Below are 17,294 nucleotides of genomic sequence, written 5' to 3' on the forward strand. Positions count from 1 at the left end.
TCGACCCCTCTCCTTCGCGGACGGCCCTGTCTCCGAGGGCATTCAAGCGTGCATGCACAGCACGGTCTTGTCCGGTGCCCAGCGTGCCTGACTAGGCTGCCCGTGCGCCGGTGGCCGGTGCCTCGTCGCGCCGGACCTCCAGCAGCTCCTGGCGCTTGGCACCTCCCGAGACGCGGTGCAGGCCGTACGAACCGGGCTTGCGTGCCTCGCCGGCCAGGTGCTTGACGATGCCCCTGCACACGAACTCCTTGACCTTCGCGCCGGCGCGACCGCCGATGTGGAACCACAGCGCGACGTCGTACCTGTGGGCGAACTGGAAGATGCCGGCGCGTCGGCCCAGGCTGATGCACTGGCCGGCGAACACCTGGTTGAGGGCCGAGGGCCGCTCGCCCGTGATCCGGCTGAGCACCGTGTCGGCGGCCCGCGCGCCCAGAGGTATCGCTGCCTGGCAGCTCATCCGCAACGGCAGGTCCGACGGTGCGGCCGAGTCCCCGGCCGCGACGACGCGTTCGTCGTCCACGCTCGTCAGCGTCTCGTCCGTGAGCAGGCGGCCCAGGGCGTCGGTGCTCAGCCCGCTGCGCGCGGCCAGGTCCGGCACGCCGAAGCCGGCGGTCCAGACGGTCACCCGGCTCGGCAGCTCGCGGCCGTCACCGAGCCGTACGGCATCGCGGGTCACCGCCGTCACCTCCGTGCCGGGGCCGTCGAGCACGGTCACCCCCAGCGCCGCCAGCCGCCCGGCCACCGAGCGTCGGCCCCGAGGATGCAGGTACGGGCCGAGCGCCCCACCGCAGACCAGGGTCACGGTGCGTCCGGCCTCCGCCAGCTCGGCGGCGGTCTCGATGCCGGTGGGACCCGCTCCGACGACCGTCACGGCGGCCGTCGCGGGAGCGGCGTCGACGATCGGCCGCAGGCGCTGCGCCTCCTCCAGGGTGGCGATCGGGTGGGCGAACTCGGCCGCTCCCGGCACGCGCGGGTCGGCGCTGCCGCTGCCCACCGCGTAGACCAGGTAGTCGTAGCCGACCGTGCCGCCAGTGGCCAGCGTCACGCGGCGCGCGGCCGCGTCGATCCGTGTCGCGGAGTCGACCACCAGCCGGACGCCGTCGGCCAGGACGTCCCGGTAGTCGACGACGGCGTCGTCGGTCCCGCCCACCAACTGGTGCAGGCGGATCCGGTGGACGAAAGCCGGGCGCGGGTTGATCAGCGTCACCGTCACGTCGTCGCGCCGCGTCAGGCGGTTGGCGGCCATGACGCCGGCGTATCCGCCACCGATCACGACGACGTCCGTGTTCTCCACCATGGTGTCTCCTCCGTTTTCAGGGGTTCGGCCTCAAGACACCGCGTGGTCGGCCGCTGTGACAACGTGTGAGGCGGATCACTATCGCGGACGTGGGTCCGCTCCGAGACACGCGAGGGAAGGCGCGGACGGGCGGCAAGGGGCAGGCGTCGGGAACCGAGCCGCTCGGTACGACGGCGAGCAGGTGTTACTCGGCTGAGGCGTCGCGTGTGCGCTGGTAGTGGCGGCGCGCCTTCATCCGGTTGCCGCAGACGGCCATCGAGCACCAGCGGGCCTTGTCGGTCTTGCTGCGGTCGATGAGGAAGCGCCGGCACTCGGGGTTGGCGCACGGCCGCAGCCGGCCGGGGATCGTCCGCTGAACCGCGCTCCACGCCAGTACCGCTTCCACCGCCATGCGGCGTTCCGGAGGGGTGTCCAGCTCCCACGACACCCCCGCGGGCGACATGTGCGGGCGGGAGGTGACGTCCTTCAGGAGCGGGGCCAGCGACGTGGCGGGCCGGGTACCGCGCACCACTTCCTGTAGGGCATCCCGCGCCTCTACGAGGTTGCGCAACTCGTCCTCGGTTCCGCTGCCGCCGTGGGCCTGCTGCCAGGACCCGGCCGCTTCCGGATCCGCCAGCTGGTCCTGGACGACACCGTTGACCACCGGCGTGCTGTTGAGGAGTTCCAGCAGCGCGTCCTGCCGCTCCCGCTCGGTCGCCATGGCACCCCCTAACCGAATTGGCTCGCTTGACAGGTTACACGCCGGCGCCACGACGGCCAGCCGCGCGGTAGACACTGTCTACGCCCATTGGTAGACAGTGTCTATGAGGGCGCCGCGCCGGTCCGATCCTCGGCGGTGTTCTCGTGGCGCACTGGGGCTGGCGTGCCGTGTTCTGGGTCAACGTGCCCGTCGCGTGCGTCCTCGTCGCCCTCGTCCTCGCGGTGCGGACGCCGGCATCCGGACGTGTCGACTCCGCGCGGCTCAACCTCCTCGGTGCGGGCCTGCTCGCGATCGCGCTCGCGGTGCTCGTGCACGCTCTGGTTGGCGTACCCGCACGGGGGTGACCGCGGCGCCGACGCTGCTCGAACTCCTCGCCGTCGCAGGCGCCGTGGCGCTGCTCGTCAACGGGGTCGCCGACCCCAGCCTGGTCAGCCCCGACAACTGGGTCCACGACCAGGCCCTGCTGGACCGGCCGGGCAATGACGAGATCCAGCTCCGGCTCTTCCGCGACTACCCCTCCAACGTGGACCTTTATCCGGAGGTCCACCGGTACTTCCGCGACTCCCGGGTCCCGCTGCTGGCGGTCTGGGGAGCCAACGACGAGATCTTCGGCCCCGACGGCGCCACGGCGTTCGGCCAGGACCTGCCCGATGCCGAGATCCACCTGATCGAGTCCGGGCACTTCGCCCTGGAAAGCCACCTCGGCACCATCACCGAGCACATCCGCGACTTCCTCGCCCGCGTCCTCGCCTGACGCGGACTACCGCTGTTCGCGGGTGGTGGCGAAGCGTCTGCGGTAGTGGGTGGGCGTGGTGCCCAGATGGCGGGCGAAGGCGCGGCGGAGGGTCTCGTCCGTGCCGAGCCCGCTGTGCTGCGCGGCCGAGGTCACGCTGTGGCCTTCGAGCAGCAACTGCTGGGCGCGGTCGAGGCGGACCCGCTCCACCCAGCGTGCGGGCGTGGTGCCCAGTTCGGCGCGGAACAGCCGGGCCAGATGCCGAGGGCTGACGGCGACGGATGCGGCCATGGCGGGCAGGCTGTGGTCGGCGGCCGGATCGGCGAGCACGGACGCGATCAGCGGGCGGAGCAGGTCACCGCGGGGAGGCGGGGTCGTGATGGCCGTGGAGAACTGCGACTGCCCGCCCGGACGCTGCATGAAGACGACCAGTTCACGCGCGACGTTCCTCGCCACGTCGGCGCCGTGGTCGTCCTCCACCAGGGCGAGCGTCAGGTCGATGCCCGCGCTGATGCCCGCGGAGGTGACGTACCGCCCGTCACGGATGTGCATGGCGTCCGGCTCGACGCGCACACGGGGGTAGCGGCGGGCGAACACGGCCGCGTGCCGCCAGTGCGTCGTCGCACCGCGGCCGTCGAGCAGGCCCAGTTCGGCCAGGACGAAGGCGCCGGTGCACACCGAGGCGACCCGTGGCGCCCGCGCGGTGACGGCGCGGGTCGCGGCCAGCAGCTCGTCCTCGATCGGCTGCTGGGCCAGCCGGTCGCCTCCGGCGACCACGACCGTGTCGACCGGGCCCGCGTCGGCCGCCCGGACCGTACCGGTCAGTGCCAGTCCGGCGGAGGTGGTGACCGTCCCGCCCCGCGGGGAGACCAGCACCAGCTCATAGCCGGGAGCGAGCCGACCCGCCTGATGCAGAACCTCCGACGGACCGCTGACATCGAGCATGGTCACCCCCTCGAAGACGACGAAGCCAACCCGATGCGTCATGTCCGAATCCGTGGTTCTCCTGGCAGCAAAGACATGGCCCAGCGTACGTCGTCCGGTGAACCCTGGAGGCGGATCACCGATCCGGACAAGGCCGGACGAGAAAGGCGGACGAACGATGAACGAAGCGATCGCAGGAGTGCGGATCCCTGACACCACCCTGGTACGGGAGGCGACCGAACTGGTCCGCGACGTCGCCCCGCCGCTGCTCTTCCACCACTCCCGGCGGGTCTTCCTGTGGGGATCGCTGCGCGGCCGGGAGCAGCGGCTCGACTTCGACCCCGAACTGCTGTACGTGGGTGCGATGTTCCACGACCTCGGGCTCACGAAGCGTATGCGCCGCACCGACCAGCGCTTCGAGATCGACGGTGCCGACGAGGCGCGCCGCTTTCTGCACGCCCACGGCATCACCGGCGAGCCGGCCGACCGTGTCTGGACGAGCATCGCCCTGCACACCACCCCGGAGATCCCGCTGCACATGGCACCCGAGATCGCCCTGGTGACCCGCGGCGTCGAACTGGACGTGCTGGGGATCGGCTATCACGCGGTCTCCGACGAGGAGCGCGCAGCGGTCGTCGCCGCGCACCCGCGCCCGGATTTCAAGAACCGGATCCTCGCCGCGTTCACCGAAGGCATCGAGGAACGCCCCGATACGACCTTCGGGAACGTCAAGGCCGACGTCCTGGCCCACTACGTCCCCGGCTTCCGGCGCACCGACTTCGTCGAGGCCATCAAGAACTCCGACTGGCCCGAATGACCGGCTTCACCCCCGCCGGATTCCCTCTTCGGCGCTCCGGATTGAGATGGAGCTGACACCGTCCGCAATTCCATGCGTGCGACACGACTCGATAGGGTGGCGTTAAAGGTTGCCTAAAGAAACCACCAAGTCGGACAGGGAGAACAACCGTGGGCGCTGCGCGCATGAGTGGTACGCCGTTGCCGGGAATCGGGGTCCGCTACGACCTCAGCACACGAGAACAGCGCCGTCTGTCCGTGGTCGCACACCGGGACGGAACGCGGACCCTGAGCGCGTACCGCGAGGACGATCCCGACGCCTGCGCTCTGTCCGTGCGTCTGACCGCCGGGGAGGCGGCGGCCGTCATCGACGCGCTCATGCCGGCGCATCACAGCCCCAACCTGCTGTCGACGACCGAGTTGGGGCTGGTGGCGGAGCGCGTCGAACTGTCGGCGACCTCGTACTGGAACGGGCGGCTGCTGGGTGAGACCCGGATGCGTACCGAGACCGGTGTGTCGATCGTGGCGGTGCTGCGGCGGGCCGAGGCGATTCCGTCCCCCGGGCCGGACCTCCGGCTCGCGGGCGGGGACACGCTGATCGTGATCGGCACGCGCGAGGGCGTCGACGGCGCCGCGGCGATTCTCGGGCGGGAGTGATACGCATGCATTCGTCTGCGGTCTTCCTGATCGAGTTCGGCGCGATCATCCTCGGTCTGGGGTTGCTGGGCCGGTTCGCCGGGCGCTTTCAGTTCTCACCCATCCCCCTGTATCTGCTGGCCGGGCTCGCCTTCGGCCAGGGCGGACTGCTCCCGCTGGACACCAGTGAGGAGTTCGTCGCCATCGGCGCCGAGATCGGCGTCATTCTTCTGCTGCTCATGCTGGGGCTGGAGTACACCGCCAGTGACCTGGTCTCCAACCTCAAGACCCAGTACCCGGCCGGGCTCGTCGACGCCACGCTCAACGCTCTGCCCGGCGCCGCCATGGCGCTGCTGCTGGGCTGGGGGCCGGTGGCGGCGGTCGTCCTGGCGGGGGTGACCTGGATCTCCTCGTCCGGTGTGATCGCCAAGGTCCTGGGCGATCTGGGACGGCTCGGCAACCGGGAGACCCCGGTGATCCTCAGCATCCTGGTCCTCGAGGACCTGTCCATGGCTGTGTATCTGCCGATCATCACCGCCCTGCTGGCCGGCGCGGGCCTGGCGGCGGGCAGCGTCACGCTGGCCATCGCCCTCGGGGTGGCCGCTCTGGTGCTGCTGGTGGCGGTGCGGTACGGCCGGCACATATCGCGTTTCGTCTCCAACGACGACCCCGAGAAGCTGCTGCTGGTCGTGCTGGGCCTGACCCTGCTGGTCGCGGGGCTCGCACAGCAGCTGCAGGTCTCGGCGGCCGTGGGCGCGTTCCTGGTCGGTATCGCCCTGTCCGGCGAGGTGGCGGAGGGCGCGCACAATCTCCTGGCTCCGCTGCGTGACCTGTTCGCCGCGGTGTTCTTCGTGTTCTTCGGACTGCACACCGACCCGCAGAGCATTCCGCCGGTGCTGGTCCCGGCGCTGGCCCTTGCCGTCGTCACCGCGATGACCAAGATCGCCACCGGGTACTGGGCCGCCAAGCGGGCCGGTGTCTCCGTCAAGGGACGCTGGCGCGCGGGCGGCACGCTGGTCGCCCGGGGCGAGTTCTCCATCGTCATCGCCGGGCTCGCCGTCACCGCCGGGATCGAACCCGACCTGGGCCCGCTGGCCACGGCGTACGTGCTGATCCTCGTCATCCTCGGCCCGCTCACCGCCCGCTACACCGAACCGGTGGCCCGGCGCCTGACCGTCCTGTTCGGCAAGACCGCGCCGGCCGGCGGCTCACCGGCCGAGGGCTGGGCACCCGAATCCGGGACGCGGGAGACGGCGGCACGTCAGGAGGCGGCGACCGACCAGGACACGGTCGGCCGGTCGTGAGCGGGGCGGTCTGCCGATCAGGGCAGGGTCGGCCGGTCATGAGCGAGACGGTCGGCCGGCCCTGAGTGACACAGTCGGCGGATCATGAGTGAGGACGGCCGGGTGGCACTGACGGAGCGCCGCACGGTCCCGCTCCTCGCCGTCCCGCCGTCCACCGGGGTGCGGCCGTCCGGCGGGCCGTCGCAGTCAGGACCGGGGCGGGGGGACCCGCTGCCTGCGCGTGGTGCGCTGGGGGTCGCACAGTTCCGCGGCCATTCCGGCCAGGACCATGCCGGTGACGATCAGCAGTCCGTGGGCCAGCGTGATGCCGGTGCCCAGCGCCACCAGGGCGAGGGCGAACAGCGGCCAGGCCCGAGTGCGCCGGTATTCGCGTGGCGGGCAGGGGCGTCCGGCCCGGAGGGCGCGGGCGAACCGGGGATCGTCCCGGTACACGCGAGCCGCGATCTCGCTGAGCAGCTTGTCATCGGTTCCGGGCATGACGCGCTCCTCTCGGCACGTGGCGGCGCGCAGGTGCCACAGCCGGCGGTCGGGCCGTGCGGGCGGAAACCCGCGCGGGACCAGGCCGCCGTGGCACTGCCGCCATCGGTGCCGGGCTCCTCTCGTGACTCGACGGACTCGCGGCTTCTCTCCCCCAGTCGGGGCGCCGCGGCCCGCACCCGTGCCCGGGCAGGCGGCCACGTCAGGCCACACGCCGGTACGACCGTCGAAAGGGGGTTTGGCTCCACCCTCGCCCGGCGCCGAGGGCTGCCGCCATCGGGTCCAACACCCATTTACGGGCGGCTCGGACCCCCAGAGACGGCACCGCATGGGTGCCGGACCCGATGGACCCGGCCTGGCGGCCGCCCGCATCAGGCCCGGCGGACGCCCGCATCAGGCCCTGCATCACGCCCTGACCCACCGCCTGACCAGGGAAATGAACGCCGCCTCGTGCGCCTTGACCTCGTAGAGATCCTCGAAGGTCACCAGGGCCCGGTCGCCGGAACGCCACCGCATCAGCCCGCTGTCGTCGTCGAACGTGAACGAGGCGGCGTCGTCCTTCACCTTCGCGCCCCGGTGGAAGACGAGTTGGACGTCCCTGGACCTCAACTGGAAAGTCACGCGGTCGACTCCGCCGTAGCAGAAGCTCGGGGCCTTCCACTTCACCTGCTCGGTGATCAGCGGATCGGCCCGCAGGATCGCGGCGCGCAGGTACTCGACCGCTTCCCTCTGCGGATGATCGACCGCCTCCATCAGCAGGTCGACCTCACCACTGCGGCCAGTCGTCATCCGGCGTACCCCTCCTGGCGGTTGGCCGCGGGGCACCCCCGCGCTTCACCAGAGTGGCATGCGGCGGTCGTTCGCAGGGCTGCCGCGGCTCAAGCCGCGGCCAGGGGCTCGGCGGCACGCGCATCGCGGAGCACGCGGCAGACCTCGCCGACGACCCTGCCGTGCAGCGGCAGCGAGACGTGGCCGACGGCCCGCACGGGGACGTTGCGTATCCGCAGGTCGGGGTGGACCAGCCGGGCACTGGCGGTGGGGACGATCAGCTCGTCGAGGTCACTGTGGAACGCCACGAAACGGGTCTCGCAGCCGGGAGCGGGCCCCGCGAGCTCCGTGAGTACGTCGCTGCCCGGCCGGAGCTGCCGGATCGCCCGAAGCGGCAGAGGCACGGCCGCGGCCAGCGTGCCGTGGTGCGGGGCGCCCAGGGTGACCAGGGTGTGCACGCGGGCGTCGCCGCCCAGGCGCTGCGCGTAGTAGCGGGCGACCATGCCGCCGAGACTGTGGCCGATCACGTGGACACGCTCGTGCCCGCTGCCCTCGCAGATCCGCTCCACCTGCTCCGCCAGCAACCGCGCGGCGCTGCGGACGTCGTTGCTCAGCCAGTTGTAGTTCAGCACGGCGACCCGGCGAAAACCCGCCTGCCGCAGGCCGCGTCTCATCACGTGGAAGATCGCCCGGTTGCTGAACAGGCCGTGGACCAGCAGGACCGGGCTGTCGGCGGAGACGGCCGGAAGGGCCACAGCGCCGTCCGACGGCGCCGCCCGCAGGGATCCGGGCCCGCGGCGCTCCCCGCCCTCGCCAAGACCGGACGGGTACAGGGCCAAAGCCGCGACGATCGCGGCCACCTCCACGGCGGCGCCGAACACGGCTCCGGGCAGCGAACGGACCGGGAGCAGACTCCCTCGGTAACCCGGCGGCTCGGCCGGGCCAGGAGGTGTCACCCCCGTGCTGCGACATCCGGAAAGATCCCGTCCGGAAAGAATCATGGCTCGACTCCTCACGCCGCCAGGGGTGCGCGCTGCCGGGAACCACGCGGCGGAGCACACCCCGCCGCACGGAGAAGGCTCCGGTCCGAGCCCGCGCCCGAGGGCTGCCGCCGAACGGAAACCGGCTGGTGACGCCCGTCCGCTCCAACGGATTGCGGGGACGTTAAGCCGAAGTTTCCGCTGTCGGCAATGGTTAGGTGGCCCACCTCACACGCGCATCACGAGCGGCGACCGGACGATTTCGGCGAGACATCAAATTGGCGGGATCATGTCATGTCGCACATCCGCCAATGAGTGTCGCTTGTCGAGAACATGACCACCGCCGAGGCTCTGGTCGCCCCCGAGACAGGCCGGGCGATCGTCGAGGGTCGCGGGGAGGACACCGAGCGCAACAGGGTGCTGGACCTCGCCCGTGGTTCGCGGTGGCCGGCGAGGTACACCGCGCGCACCCTGAGCCACCCTTTCCTCGACGTATGGCGGGCCGGGAGGACGAACTCGCGGCTGACCCGTATGCCCGGCAGGCCTACCAGGACGCCGTGACACGAGGCGAGATCCCCCCACTGCCGCAGTGGGCCGGCGAGGGCATCGACCTCACCGACGACCTGCCGTCCGCGGCCGCTCTGGTCGGCACCCTGGCCGCCCAGGCGGAGGAAGCGCTGGCTCGAGCCGGCAGGCGCTGACCGCGCGATCACAGAGGAGCGGCGATCACGGCCGCTCGGCAGGTCGTGCGCCGGCGGTTGACGGCCGAAGGGCCGAAGACCGCACGTGCGGTCTTCAGCCCTTCGGCGCAGCGGTCATACCGGCTGCGACGGCGGTGGCAGAGGGGGGCAGTCGGCCTCCGCGTCACAGCACGACTTCCGAGGCGGGCTAGCGGCGGCCGGGGAAGTGGTTACGGTCGCCGTACCAGCCGTGGTGACGGTCGTTGTACCAGCCGTGGTGACGGTCGTTGTACCAGCCGTGGTGCCGGTCCCAGTGCCGGCGGTTGTTGTACCAGCCGTGGTGCCAGCCCCGGTAGCGGTAACGGTCGCCGAAGTGACCGCGGCGCCCGTCGTAGTCGCGGCCGAACCCGACGCCCTCCACGGGGCGGCTGTGCGAGAAGCTCCTTCCGTTGTCGCGGTCGTGGTCTCCGTCGGCCAGGGCCGGCAGAGCGGCCGCGCCGACGAGGGCGCCCGAAGCCACACAGGTGGCGAGCAGGCGGAGCGCCGTACGAGAAACAGACATGAATCCCCTCACGGTCGTGCACGTCCGCCCTGGTCGGGCGGGGCGTGCAATCCGATTCCCGGCTCTGTGCCGAGGCGCCACACTGTGGCCCTCCACGACGACAGCAGATGACCAAAAGGATTCGTGTTACGAAACGCGGATATATCCGTAACTCTCCCTTGTACGGACCATCGATCCGGGGAGAGCGCGGGTCGGCGACCCGGTCCCTGCCCCGAACCACCCCGCGATCAGGAGGAAAACGGCTGACGATTCGTGGCGCGCCCGGCGGTCTCGCCGCCTCGACTCCCACGAATGGCCGAACGGCTTTCGTAACAGGGGGGCGCCTCCCATCGGGGGACCCGTTTCGCGCGGCGGCGATCCGGTCAGCCGGTGGCGAGGTGCCGGCCGGCGGGATCTGCCTGTCGAACGTGCACGTGATCGACGGCAGCATCGACTGCCCCCTGGAGGAGGTCACCCCGGGCCATGAGCCGGCGGGCACCATCGCCGAGGTGGGCGCCCGTGTTCCGTACTGGCAGCCGGGCCGGCGGGTGGTCATCGCACCGGGGAGGGCCTGCGACGCCTGCCCGTACTGCGGGGACGCCCAGGAGTGCCTGGCCCCGGACGATGGGGCAGAACTGGGACCCGGGCCTGGGCGGGGTCCTCCGATGGGGGATTCGTGGCGTTCATGGCCGTGTGCACCGGCCTGCTCGGGTACGCCATGACGCGCTGGGTGATTCTTCGGCAGTTGACGGCGCGTCGGGCGGGTGCGGCGGCCACAGACAACTGAGTTCAGTTGTCGTTCAGTCCGGCGTTGGCTGTTGGTTGCGTCCGCACCCTCGTCGCGTTCCGGATCAACGATTTACCATCCGAGTGCGGACGTGAGCGGCAATGGGGGAGGCGCGCTTGTTCGGCAACTCGCGTGAAGGGGTGTCAGGCACAAGGGACTTGAGCGGGTTGGGGAAACTGCCGCGCGGTGTGCGGCTGTACCGGCTGCGGTCCGAGGGTTCCGTCGTCCTCGCCGATCGTGACGGCGTCCGGGCGCTGGGGCCCGAGCGGGACCTGCTTCGGTTCATCGACGACGGGCAGTTCGCCCACTACCTCGTCGGGGACGCCGCCACGTCCCCCGAACGCCCCTCCAACGCCACCGTCAAGATCGGCATCGTCGGCCCGCGCAGTGCCTTCACCCCGCATGCGCACGGCGGGGAGCACTTCGTCCTCAGCCTCGGATACGCGGCCTGCGGCCTGTACGACAGCGAGCGCGGCCGGGTCGCCGAAGTCCCACTCACCCCAGGCGAGTTGATCCGCATCCCGGAGATGCTGCCGCACTCCTTCGCCAACCGCGACACCGACCCGCTGACCATCCTGGCCGCCAACACCGGCTACGGCATCGACCACGAGGACTACGCGATCACCGCCCCCGAGGCGGAGCGCAGGGCGGCCGACCCGTCGCACAGCGGCCCCATCGCCGCTACGTCCACCGGAACGCACACGGGCACCCTCGCCCCCGTCGACTACCTCGAACTCGCCGCCGCGCTGCGCGACATCGAGCGGGTACAGCGGGTACGGGGGCCGGGTGCCACCACCGGCAGGGAGCGACTGGCCGCCCGGCTGCGTCGGCTCGCACAGGGACTGGAGGGCCGTCGGTGATCTGTCCGCACTGCGAGAAGTCCCTGCTGCGCAAGGAGCGACCCGGCAACGTCTGCGGCAAGTGCGGGCGCAGGTACGCCCTGGACCCCAAGACCAACCCGCTCCAACTGAACGACCTCCGGGTCCGCAGGATCGCCCTCGCTCTCGGCCAGGACGGCCAAGTTCCCTGCACGCCGGGACAATTGTGGTATGCCCTGTCCCGCAAGTCGCTGCGGGAGACCCAGGTCGAGATGGGATGCGGCGTCACCCTGATGATCGCCGGTGTCGTTGTGCTGCTCGTCGGGCTGGGCTCGAAAGCCGCGGTCGTCGCCACCCTCGGCGGTCTGTTGCTGCTCGTGGCGCTCGGTTTCGTGGTCGCGGAGGTGATGGGCGTGGGCCGGGGCCGCCCCAGAGTCACCCGGGAGGCCTTCCGCACCGGCCCACTGGAGGCGTGGAAGAGCGTCTACGACTCCCTGCCACCCGGGGTGATCGACGACAGCCGGTATCCGGCCCCGGGCCCCCGTCCGAAGAACGGCGGGGTGGCCCCGGAACCGGTCGACGGGATCGCCCTGGTCTGCCCCGACCGCTCCATCGCCGTCTTCCTCGACGCGGCGGGCCTCACCGCCCGACACGGGGTCACCCTGGTCGCCGACCCGGCCGCACTGACCGCCACACCCGGCCGGGGACCCGTACTGGTGCTCCACGACGCCGACGCCCACGGCCTGCTGCTCGCCCACCGCGTCCGCGCCGCGCAGCCCGCGCGCCCGGTCGTCGACACCGGTCTGCCGCTCGGTGCGGTGCAGGGTCTCGCGCGCGCGGTACCCGTGCGGGGCGAACAGCCCGGGGCGAGTGTCAGGAAACTGCTCGCACAGAGCGGGGAGTTCAGCTCCGGGCAACTGAAGTGGCTGAGCAGCGGATGGGGGTTCCCGCTTGTCGGAGTACCGCCCGCCAAACTGCTGGCCGTGGTCTCCCGGGCCGTCGAAGAGGCCGCCGCGGCGGCCGATCCGCAGCGGCGGCGGGCAGCCTCCCTCGGGTTTCTGACCTGGCCCGAGGAGAGCGCATGATCCGGCCGAGCCCGGTCGGCCTGTTGCTGGAGCGGGCGATCACCACCGCCGCACAGCGCGCCGCCTCCCCGGGGAACATCCGCTTCACGGAACGGCAGTTGTACTACGCGACCTGCCGTGTCCTGCGCCCGGCGCCCGCGCCGGTGCGGCGCATCCCGCACAGCCCGGCCCCGCCGCTGCGGCTGTCGCGATTCACCGAGGTGCTGCGCGGCAGGGAACCGGCCGGACTGCTCCCCCCTCCCACCGCCGCCCCGACGATCGGCGGACCGTCACGGGAACCCGACCTGTACGTGTACGGGCTGCCACGGCTGCTGATCTGCCAGGACCGTTCCATCGCCCGGATGCTGCTGGCGAACCATGTGCACCTGGAAGCGGCCTGCCCCGTCCTGAGCGCCGAGGACGACCTGCCGCTGGACCCCCGGCTGGTGGAAGCCCTGGAGCGGACCGAGGGCGCCATCGTGCACGTCCTGCACGACGCGAGCCCCGTCGGGATCGCCCTGCCCGCCCGGGTACGCCAAGAGCTGGGACCGGTGCCCGTCCGGGTCGCCTCGCTGGGGCTGGTGCCCCGGCATGCCCAGGCGTTGCGCCTGGTGTCCGGACGCAGGCCCGGCCCGGTACCACCGCTCGGACCGATGCCGAGTGGGCTCAGACGCTCGGAGGTCGACTGGCTCGCCGAGGGCCGGTTCGCCGAAGTGGCCGCTGTACCGCCCGCCCGGCTTCTGCGGGCCGTACTGCGGCTCACCCGTGGGCCCCGGTCGGCCCACCGCTCGGTCTGGAGCGATCTGCGCGATCTGCGCACCGCCGGGTTCATGACCTGGCCCGACCCATGACCCCACTCCGACCTCGACCTCCTCCCCGAGGACCGTATGCCCGAGCCACGCAGACCCAAGGACCGAAGAGCATGATCCGCCCACGGGAAATCGGCTACACGGACGAGCTGCTCGCCGACGGCAGCGTCCACCGCACCTACGAGGACGGCCGCCAGGAATGGCGCCGGCGCGGCCCGGCCGGCCAGGTCCACTGGCGCGACGACCGGGCGGGCATGGGCACCGACGAACAACTGGGGACCGCCATCGTCAAGCGCACTCTGGCCGACGGCACGGTGACCTACGGGCGGGACATCGGCTACGGCCGCACCCTCTGGGGGCGAGGCGAAACCCTCATGATCAACCGGACGTCGTTCGGCGGCCGGATGGGAGCGATCCTCGTCGGCCTCGGCATAGCGGGACTCGCCGTCACCGCCTCCCAACTGCCGCCGCTCAGCCTCACACCGGACGAGGAGGAGGAACTGCGCAGGCAGGCACAGAGCTCGTCCTCCGGCGGGGGCGACAGCAGCGACGGGAACGACTGGAGCGGCGCCGACTGGGACGACCACGGCGACTGGAGCGACGACGACTTCGGCTGACCGCGCCGCCCCTCCGGCCGGCGGAAGGACGCGTACGCGGGTATCCGGGCACGCGGCAACAGGAAAGGACCCTCCGATGGCGCGCTTCTGCGTCTGTCTCGCGTCGGGAACCGGGCACGCCGACGCCCGGCCCGGTGCGGCCGATCTGCACCTCGCGGCCATGGGCACCCCGCCGGTCGCGCCGGGGCTGGCCCTCGTGCGGAACGAACCCGGGCACGCCCAGGGGCCGTTCGACGCGCACGGGATGCGTGCCGTCGGTGAGGTCACCCTGCACAACCGCGCCGAACTCCTCGCCGCCCTGACCGCCGACGGCGCCCCCGCCCCACCCGGCACCGGCGACGGCGAACTGCTGCTGCGCTGCTGGGCCCGGCTCGGCGAACGGGGCGTCGCGCTCGCCGAGGGCATGTTCGCGCTCGCCGTCCTGGACGGCAGCGATCTCGTATTGATCCGCGACCACGTCGGCGCCCGCACCCTCTTCTACGCCCGTGCCGCCGGCGCCTGGGCGGCCTCCACCTCCCTGCGCGCCCTGCGCCGCTGGCCCGCCCTGGGCACGCGGATGAACCTGTCCGCCGTACGCTCCTTCCTCACCTTCGCCTATCTGCCCGGCGACGAGACGCTGCTGGAGGGCGTGCGTGAAGTCCTTCCCGGCCGGGTGCTGCGGCTGACGACCGACGGGACCGTGACCGAGACGGTCCACTGGGAGCCACGGGAGCGGCTCGGCGCACCGATCGGCCGGGATGGACGGTTCGGCGGATCCGGCGACCACGTCCTCATCCTGCGCGCCCTCCTCGAAGAGGCCACCGCACGGCGGCTGCCCGAGGCCGAGGCCGTCGGCGTACTGCTGTCCGGCGGAATCGACAGCTCGCTCGTCACGGCGCTCGCCGCGAAGCGGCACAGCCACCCCGTCCACACCTATTCCATCAGCTTCGGCGACGAACTCCCCAACGAACTCGGCTACTCGGGCCTCGTCGCCACCCACTGCCACACCCGGCACCGAGTGCTGACCGTCTCCGGCACGGCGGTCGCAGCGCGGCTCGCCGACACCGCAGCCCTGCTCGACAGCCCGGTCGGCGACCCGTTGACGGTGCCGAACCTCATGCTCGCCGAGGCGGTGGCGGAGGACGGGCTGAGCGTCGTCCTCAACGGGGAGGGTGGAGACCCGGTGTTCGGCGGGCCGAAGAACCTCCCGATGCTGGTCCAGGAGATGCACGCCGGGGCTCCGGGAGCGGCCGAGTCGCCCTGGTACGAGGACCGGGCCACCGCCTATCTGCGTTCCTACCGCAAATGCTGGACCGACCTCCCGGACCTGCTGACCGCCGACGCGCTGTCCGCTCTCAAGTCCGCGCCCGCCCCGCAACGCTTCGTCGAGCCCTATCTGACGGGCCCGGATCGCATGACGCACCTCCTCAACCAACTGCTCCACTGCAATCTGCGGACCAAGGGCGCCCATCACATCCTCACCAAGGTCGAACGGCTGACCGCCTCCCAGGGGATTGAGGGACGCGCCCCGCTCTTCGACCGAAGGGTGGTGGACCACGCCTTCGCCACCCCGCCCCGGCTCAAACTCCGCGGTACGGCCGAGAAATGGGTGCTGAAGGAAGCCGTACGCGATCTGCTGCCCGCCACCGTCGTGGATCGGCCCAAGAGCGGGATGAGGGTCCCGGTGCAGCAGTGGCTGAGCGGGCCGCTGCGCGAACTGGGCGGAGATCTGCTGCTGGGCAGGGCCGCCCGACGACGAGGGCTGTTCCGGCCGGACACCGTGCGGACCTGGCTGCGCAGCGAGGGCACGCTGCTGCCCCGTCAGGGCGGCAAGCTGTGGCTGGTGCTCACCCTGGAGCTGTGGCTGCGGGCGTACGACCTGTGAACCGGATCCCCGGGCACGTCGTGCGCGCCTCTCACTTTTGCACGGTAACCATGGAGGCGACCACACTGTGAAGACCACTCTCATCGACCCCCGCACCGGCCGTGTCCGGGGCACCACCCCCGTAGCGCGCGAGAGCGAGGTGCGGTCCGCGGTCGAAGCCGCCCGTGCGGTCCTGCCCGGCTGGCACGGCCTCACCCCCAGGGAACGGGCACGCCGGATGGAGCGGCTCGCCACACTGGTCGAGGAGAACGCCGACGCCTACGTCGCGAGGGAAGCCGCCGGGACCGGAAAGCCGGACAGCGAGACGGCGGGCGAGGTGGAGCAGGTCGCGGACCTCTTCCGGTTCTACGCCTCCGCCGTCCGCGCCCAGTCGGCACCGGCCGCCGGACGCCTCGTCGACGGCCATGAGAGCTGGGTGCGCTGGGAACCCCTCGGGGTCGTGGGCGTCGTGCCCTGGAACTATCCGCTGATGATGGCGGCCTGGCGGTGCGCTCCGGCTCTGGCCGCCGGCAACACGGTGGTGGCCAAACCCGCCGAGACCACCCCCGACACCCTGAAACTCCTGGCCGAGCACGCCGCCGAAGCGCTCGGCCCCGCCGTCCTCACCGCCGTCCCGGGCGACCGGGTGACCGGTCGGCTGCTGGTCGAGGCCGATGTCGACGTGGTCGCGTTCACCGGCAGTGCGGCAGCCGGGGCCGATGTGGCCGCGCGGGCCGCGGGGCGCCGGGTCAGTCTCGAACTCGGTGGCAACGCCCCCGCGCTCGTCCTGCCCGACGCGCCCGGCGACACCTGTGCACAACTGGCCCGCGCCTGCGTCTACAACGCCGGGCAGAGCTGCGCGGCCCCCGCCCGGGTCATCACTCTGCGCGAGAACTACGAGCAGGTGGTGGAGGAACTGGCCGCCGCGGCAGGCGAGTGCCTTGCGGGACGGGACTTCGGTCCGCTCAACAACGCGGATCAGGCGGCCCGTTACGACGGCATCGTCACGGCCAGCGCCGCCGGGCGGCACTTCGCTGCCGACGTCGCCCCACAGCCCGGCGAGGAAAACGGCTTCTGGCGGCCGACCCGGATCCTGGCCGACCTGCCCGACGACGATCCTGCGGTGGTGGAGGAGGTCTTCGGCCCGCTGCTCACCGTGCAGCACGCCGAAGACCTGGACGCCGCCGTCGCGCTGGCCGACGGAGTCCCGCAGGCGCTGGCGGCGAGCGTGTGGACCCGTGATCTGACCACGGGGCTGGAACTCGCCGGCCGGCTGAACGCGGGGGAGGCCTGGCTCAACTGCCATCTGGTGCAGACCGCGGAACTCCCGCACGGCGGCCGGGGCGCCTCGGGCCACGGCACGGACCTGAGCACCCTGGCCCTGCACGAGTACCAGCGCCCCAAGACGGTGACCGCACGCCTGCTGGTGCTGTGACCGGAAAGGTTTGCCGGGAAGCTCGCGGCGTCCGGTGCTGGGGGTACCTCCCACGCCGTTCAGGCTGTGGGGGAGCATCGCAAGGC

19 protein-coding genes and 1 pseudogene are annotated in these 17,294 nt (G+C 71.8%); 13 read left to right on the plus strand and 7 right to left on the minus strand.

Going from position 1 to position 17,294, the window contains the following annotated elements; translation table 11 throughout:
- Positions 1-91 precede the first annotated feature (91 nt).
- The gene (locus tag ABZ818_RS36080; protein ID WP_361424437.1) at positions 92-1,297 is read right to left on the minus strand and encodes an FAD-dependent oxidoreductase; all 1,206 of its coding nucleotides are present in this window, start codon (positions 1,295-1,297) and stop codon (positions 92-94) included.
- 184 nt (positions 1,298-1,481) lie between these two features.
- Positions 1,482-1,997: a CGNR zinc finger domain-containing protein gene (locus tag ABZ818_RS36085; protein WP_361424441.1), complete on the minus strand. Its 516-nt coding sequence runs from the start codon at positions 1,995-1,997 to the stop codon at positions 1,482-1,484.
- 143 nt (positions 1,998-2,140) lie between these two features.
- Between ABZ818_RS36085 and ABZ818_RS36090 the strand changes: the two genes are divergently transcribed.
- Both ABZ818_RS36090 and ABZ818_RS36095 read left to right on the plus strand, forming a co-directional pair.
- A complete protein-coding gene (locus ABZ818_RS36090) occupies positions 2,141-2,341 on the plus strand; it encodes a hypothetical protein (RefSeq protein ID WP_361424444.1) in 201 nt (66 codons plus the stop codon).
- 56 nt (positions 2,342-2,397) lie between these two features.
- Positions 2,398-2,751: pseudogene (locus tag ABZ818_RS36095) on the plus strand (alpha/beta fold hydrolase); the annotation flags it as partial.
- Positions 2,752-2,757: 6 nt separating this feature from the next.
- On the opposite strand, the gene ABZ818_RS36100 reads toward ABZ818_RS36095, so the two are convergent.
- Positions 2,758-3,717: a GlxA family transcriptional regulator gene (locus ABZ818_RS36100; RefSeq protein WP_361424447.1), complete on the minus strand. Its 960-nt coding sequence runs from the start codon at positions 3,715-3,717 to the stop codon at positions 2,758-2,760.
- Positions 3,718-3,832: 115 nt separating this feature from the next.
- Here ABZ818_RS36100 and ABZ818_RS36105 point away from each other — a divergent pair, with 115 nt between their 5' ends.
- From ABZ818_RS36105 to ABZ818_RS36115, 3 genes are all read left to right on the plus strand, one after another.
- A complete protein-coding gene (locus ABZ818_RS36105) occupies positions 3,833-4,471 on the plus strand; it encodes an HD domain-containing protein (RefSeq protein WP_361424450.1) in 639 nt (212 codons plus the stop codon).
- Between the two features lie 164 nt (positions 4,472-4,635).
- A complete protein-coding gene (locus tag ABZ818_RS36110; protein ID WP_361424498.1) occupies positions 4,636-5,106 on the plus strand; it encodes a TrkA C-terminal domain-containing protein in 471 nt (156 codons plus the stop codon).
- A gap of 5 nt (positions 5,107-5,111) precedes the next feature.
- Entirely contained in the window at positions 5,112-6,389 is a 1,278-nt protein-coding gene (locus tag ABZ818_RS36115; protein ID WP_361424453.1) for a cation:proton antiporter, read from the plus strand.
- A gap of 186 nt (positions 6,390-6,575) precedes the next feature.
- On the opposite strand, the gene ABZ818_RS36120 is transcribed toward ABZ818_RS36115, so the two are convergent.
- The 3 genes from ABZ818_RS36120 to ABZ818_RS36130 form a co-directional block, all read right to left on the minus strand.
- Positions 6,576-6,866: a DUF3040 domain-containing protein gene (locus ABZ818_RS36120; protein WP_361424456.1), complete on the minus strand. Its 291-nt coding sequence runs from the start codon at positions 6,864-6,866 to the stop codon at positions 6,576-6,578.
- A 405-nt stretch (positions 6,867-7,271) separates the two neighbouring features.
- Positions 7,272-7,655, minus strand: a complete 384-nt coding sequence (locus ABZ818_RS36125; RefSeq protein WP_361424459.1) for a DUF1801 domain-containing protein — start codon at positions 7,653-7,655, stop codon at positions 7,272-7,274.
- Positions 7,656-7,744: 89 nt separating this feature from the next.
- Complete coding sequence (locus ABZ818_RS36130) at positions 7,745-8,635, minus strand: alpha/beta fold hydrolase (protein ID WP_361424462.1); 891 nt, start codon at positions 8,633-8,635, stop codon at positions 7,745-7,747.
- A gap of 473 nt (positions 8,636-9,108) precedes the next feature.
- Here ABZ818_RS36130 and ABZ818_RS36135 point away from each other — a divergent pair, with 473 nt between their 5' ends.
- Entirely contained in the window at positions 9,109-9,315 is a 207-nt protein-coding gene (locus tag ABZ818_RS36135; protein WP_361424465.1) for a hypothetical protein, read from the plus strand.
- 187 nt (positions 9,316-9,502) lie between these two features.
- On the opposite strand, the gene ABZ818_RS36140 is transcribed toward ABZ818_RS36135, so the two are convergent.
- Positions 9,503-9,856, minus strand: coding sequence for a hypothetical protein (locus tag ABZ818_RS36140; RefSeq protein ID WP_361424468.1), 354 nt, complete (start codon positions 9,854-9,856; stop codon positions 9,503-9,505).
- A gap of 107 nt (positions 9,857-9,963) precedes the next feature.
- On the opposite strand from ABZ818_RS36140, the gene ABZ818_RS36145 reads away from it, so the two are divergent.
- The 7 genes from ABZ818_RS36145 (at position 9,964) to ABZ818_RS36175 (ending at position 17,208) form a co-directional block, all read left to right on the plus strand.
- Positions 9,964-10,557: an alcohol dehydrogenase catalytic domain-containing protein gene (locus tag ABZ818_RS36145; protein WP_361424471.1), complete on the plus strand. Its 594-nt coding sequence runs from the start codon at positions 9,964-9,966 to the stop codon at positions 10,555-10,557.
- Between the two features lie 223 nt (positions 10,558-10,780).
- A complete protein-coding gene (locus tag ABZ818_RS36150) occupies positions 10,781-11,482 on the plus strand; it encodes a cupin domain-containing protein (RefSeq protein WP_361424474.1) in 702 nt (233 codons plus the stop codon).
- Positions 11,479-12,525 (plus strand): hypothetical protein, encoded by a 1,047-nt coding sequence (locus ABZ818_RS36155; RefSeq protein WP_361424477.1) that lies wholly within the window; start codon positions 11,479-11,481, stop codon positions 12,523-12,525. The genes ABZ818_RS36150 and ABZ818_RS36155 overlap by 4 nt, the downstream gene beginning before the upstream one ends.
- Positions 12,522-13,355: a hypothetical protein gene (locus ABZ818_RS36160; protein WP_361424480.1), complete on the plus strand. Its 834-nt coding sequence runs from the start codon at positions 12,522-12,524 to the stop codon at positions 13,353-13,355. The genes ABZ818_RS36155 and ABZ818_RS36160 overlap by 4 nt, the downstream gene beginning before the upstream one ends.
- 71 nt (positions 13,356-13,426) lie before the next feature.
- Positions 13,427-13,930, plus strand: a complete 504-nt coding sequence (locus ABZ818_RS36165) for a hypothetical protein (RefSeq protein WP_361424483.1) — start codon at positions 13,427-13,429, stop codon at positions 13,928-13,930.
- A 76-nt stretch (positions 13,931-14,006) separates the two neighbouring features.
- Positions 14,007-15,794 carry an asparagine synthase C-terminal domain-containing protein gene (locus ABZ818_RS36170; RefSeq protein WP_361424486.1) on the plus strand — a complete coding sequence of 596 codons (1,788 nt, stop codon included), beginning with the start codon at positions 14,007-14,009 and terminating at the stop codon, positions 15,792-15,794.
- A 67-nt stretch (positions 15,795-15,861) separates the two neighbouring features.
- Positions 15,862-17,208 carry an aldehyde dehydrogenase family protein gene (locus ABZ818_RS36175; RefSeq protein ID WP_361424489.1) on the plus strand — a complete coding sequence of 449 codons (1,347 nt, stop codon included), beginning with the start codon at positions 15,862-15,864 and terminating at the stop codon, positions 17,206-17,208.
- Positions 17,209-17,294 lie beyond the last annotated feature (86 nt).

The sequence above is a fragment of the Streptomyces sp. NPDC047453 genome, from assembly GCF_040643155.1.
In the GTDB taxonomy this organism is placed as follows: domain Bacteria; phylum Actinomycetota; class Actinomycetes; order Streptomycetales; family Streptomycetaceae; genus Streptomyces.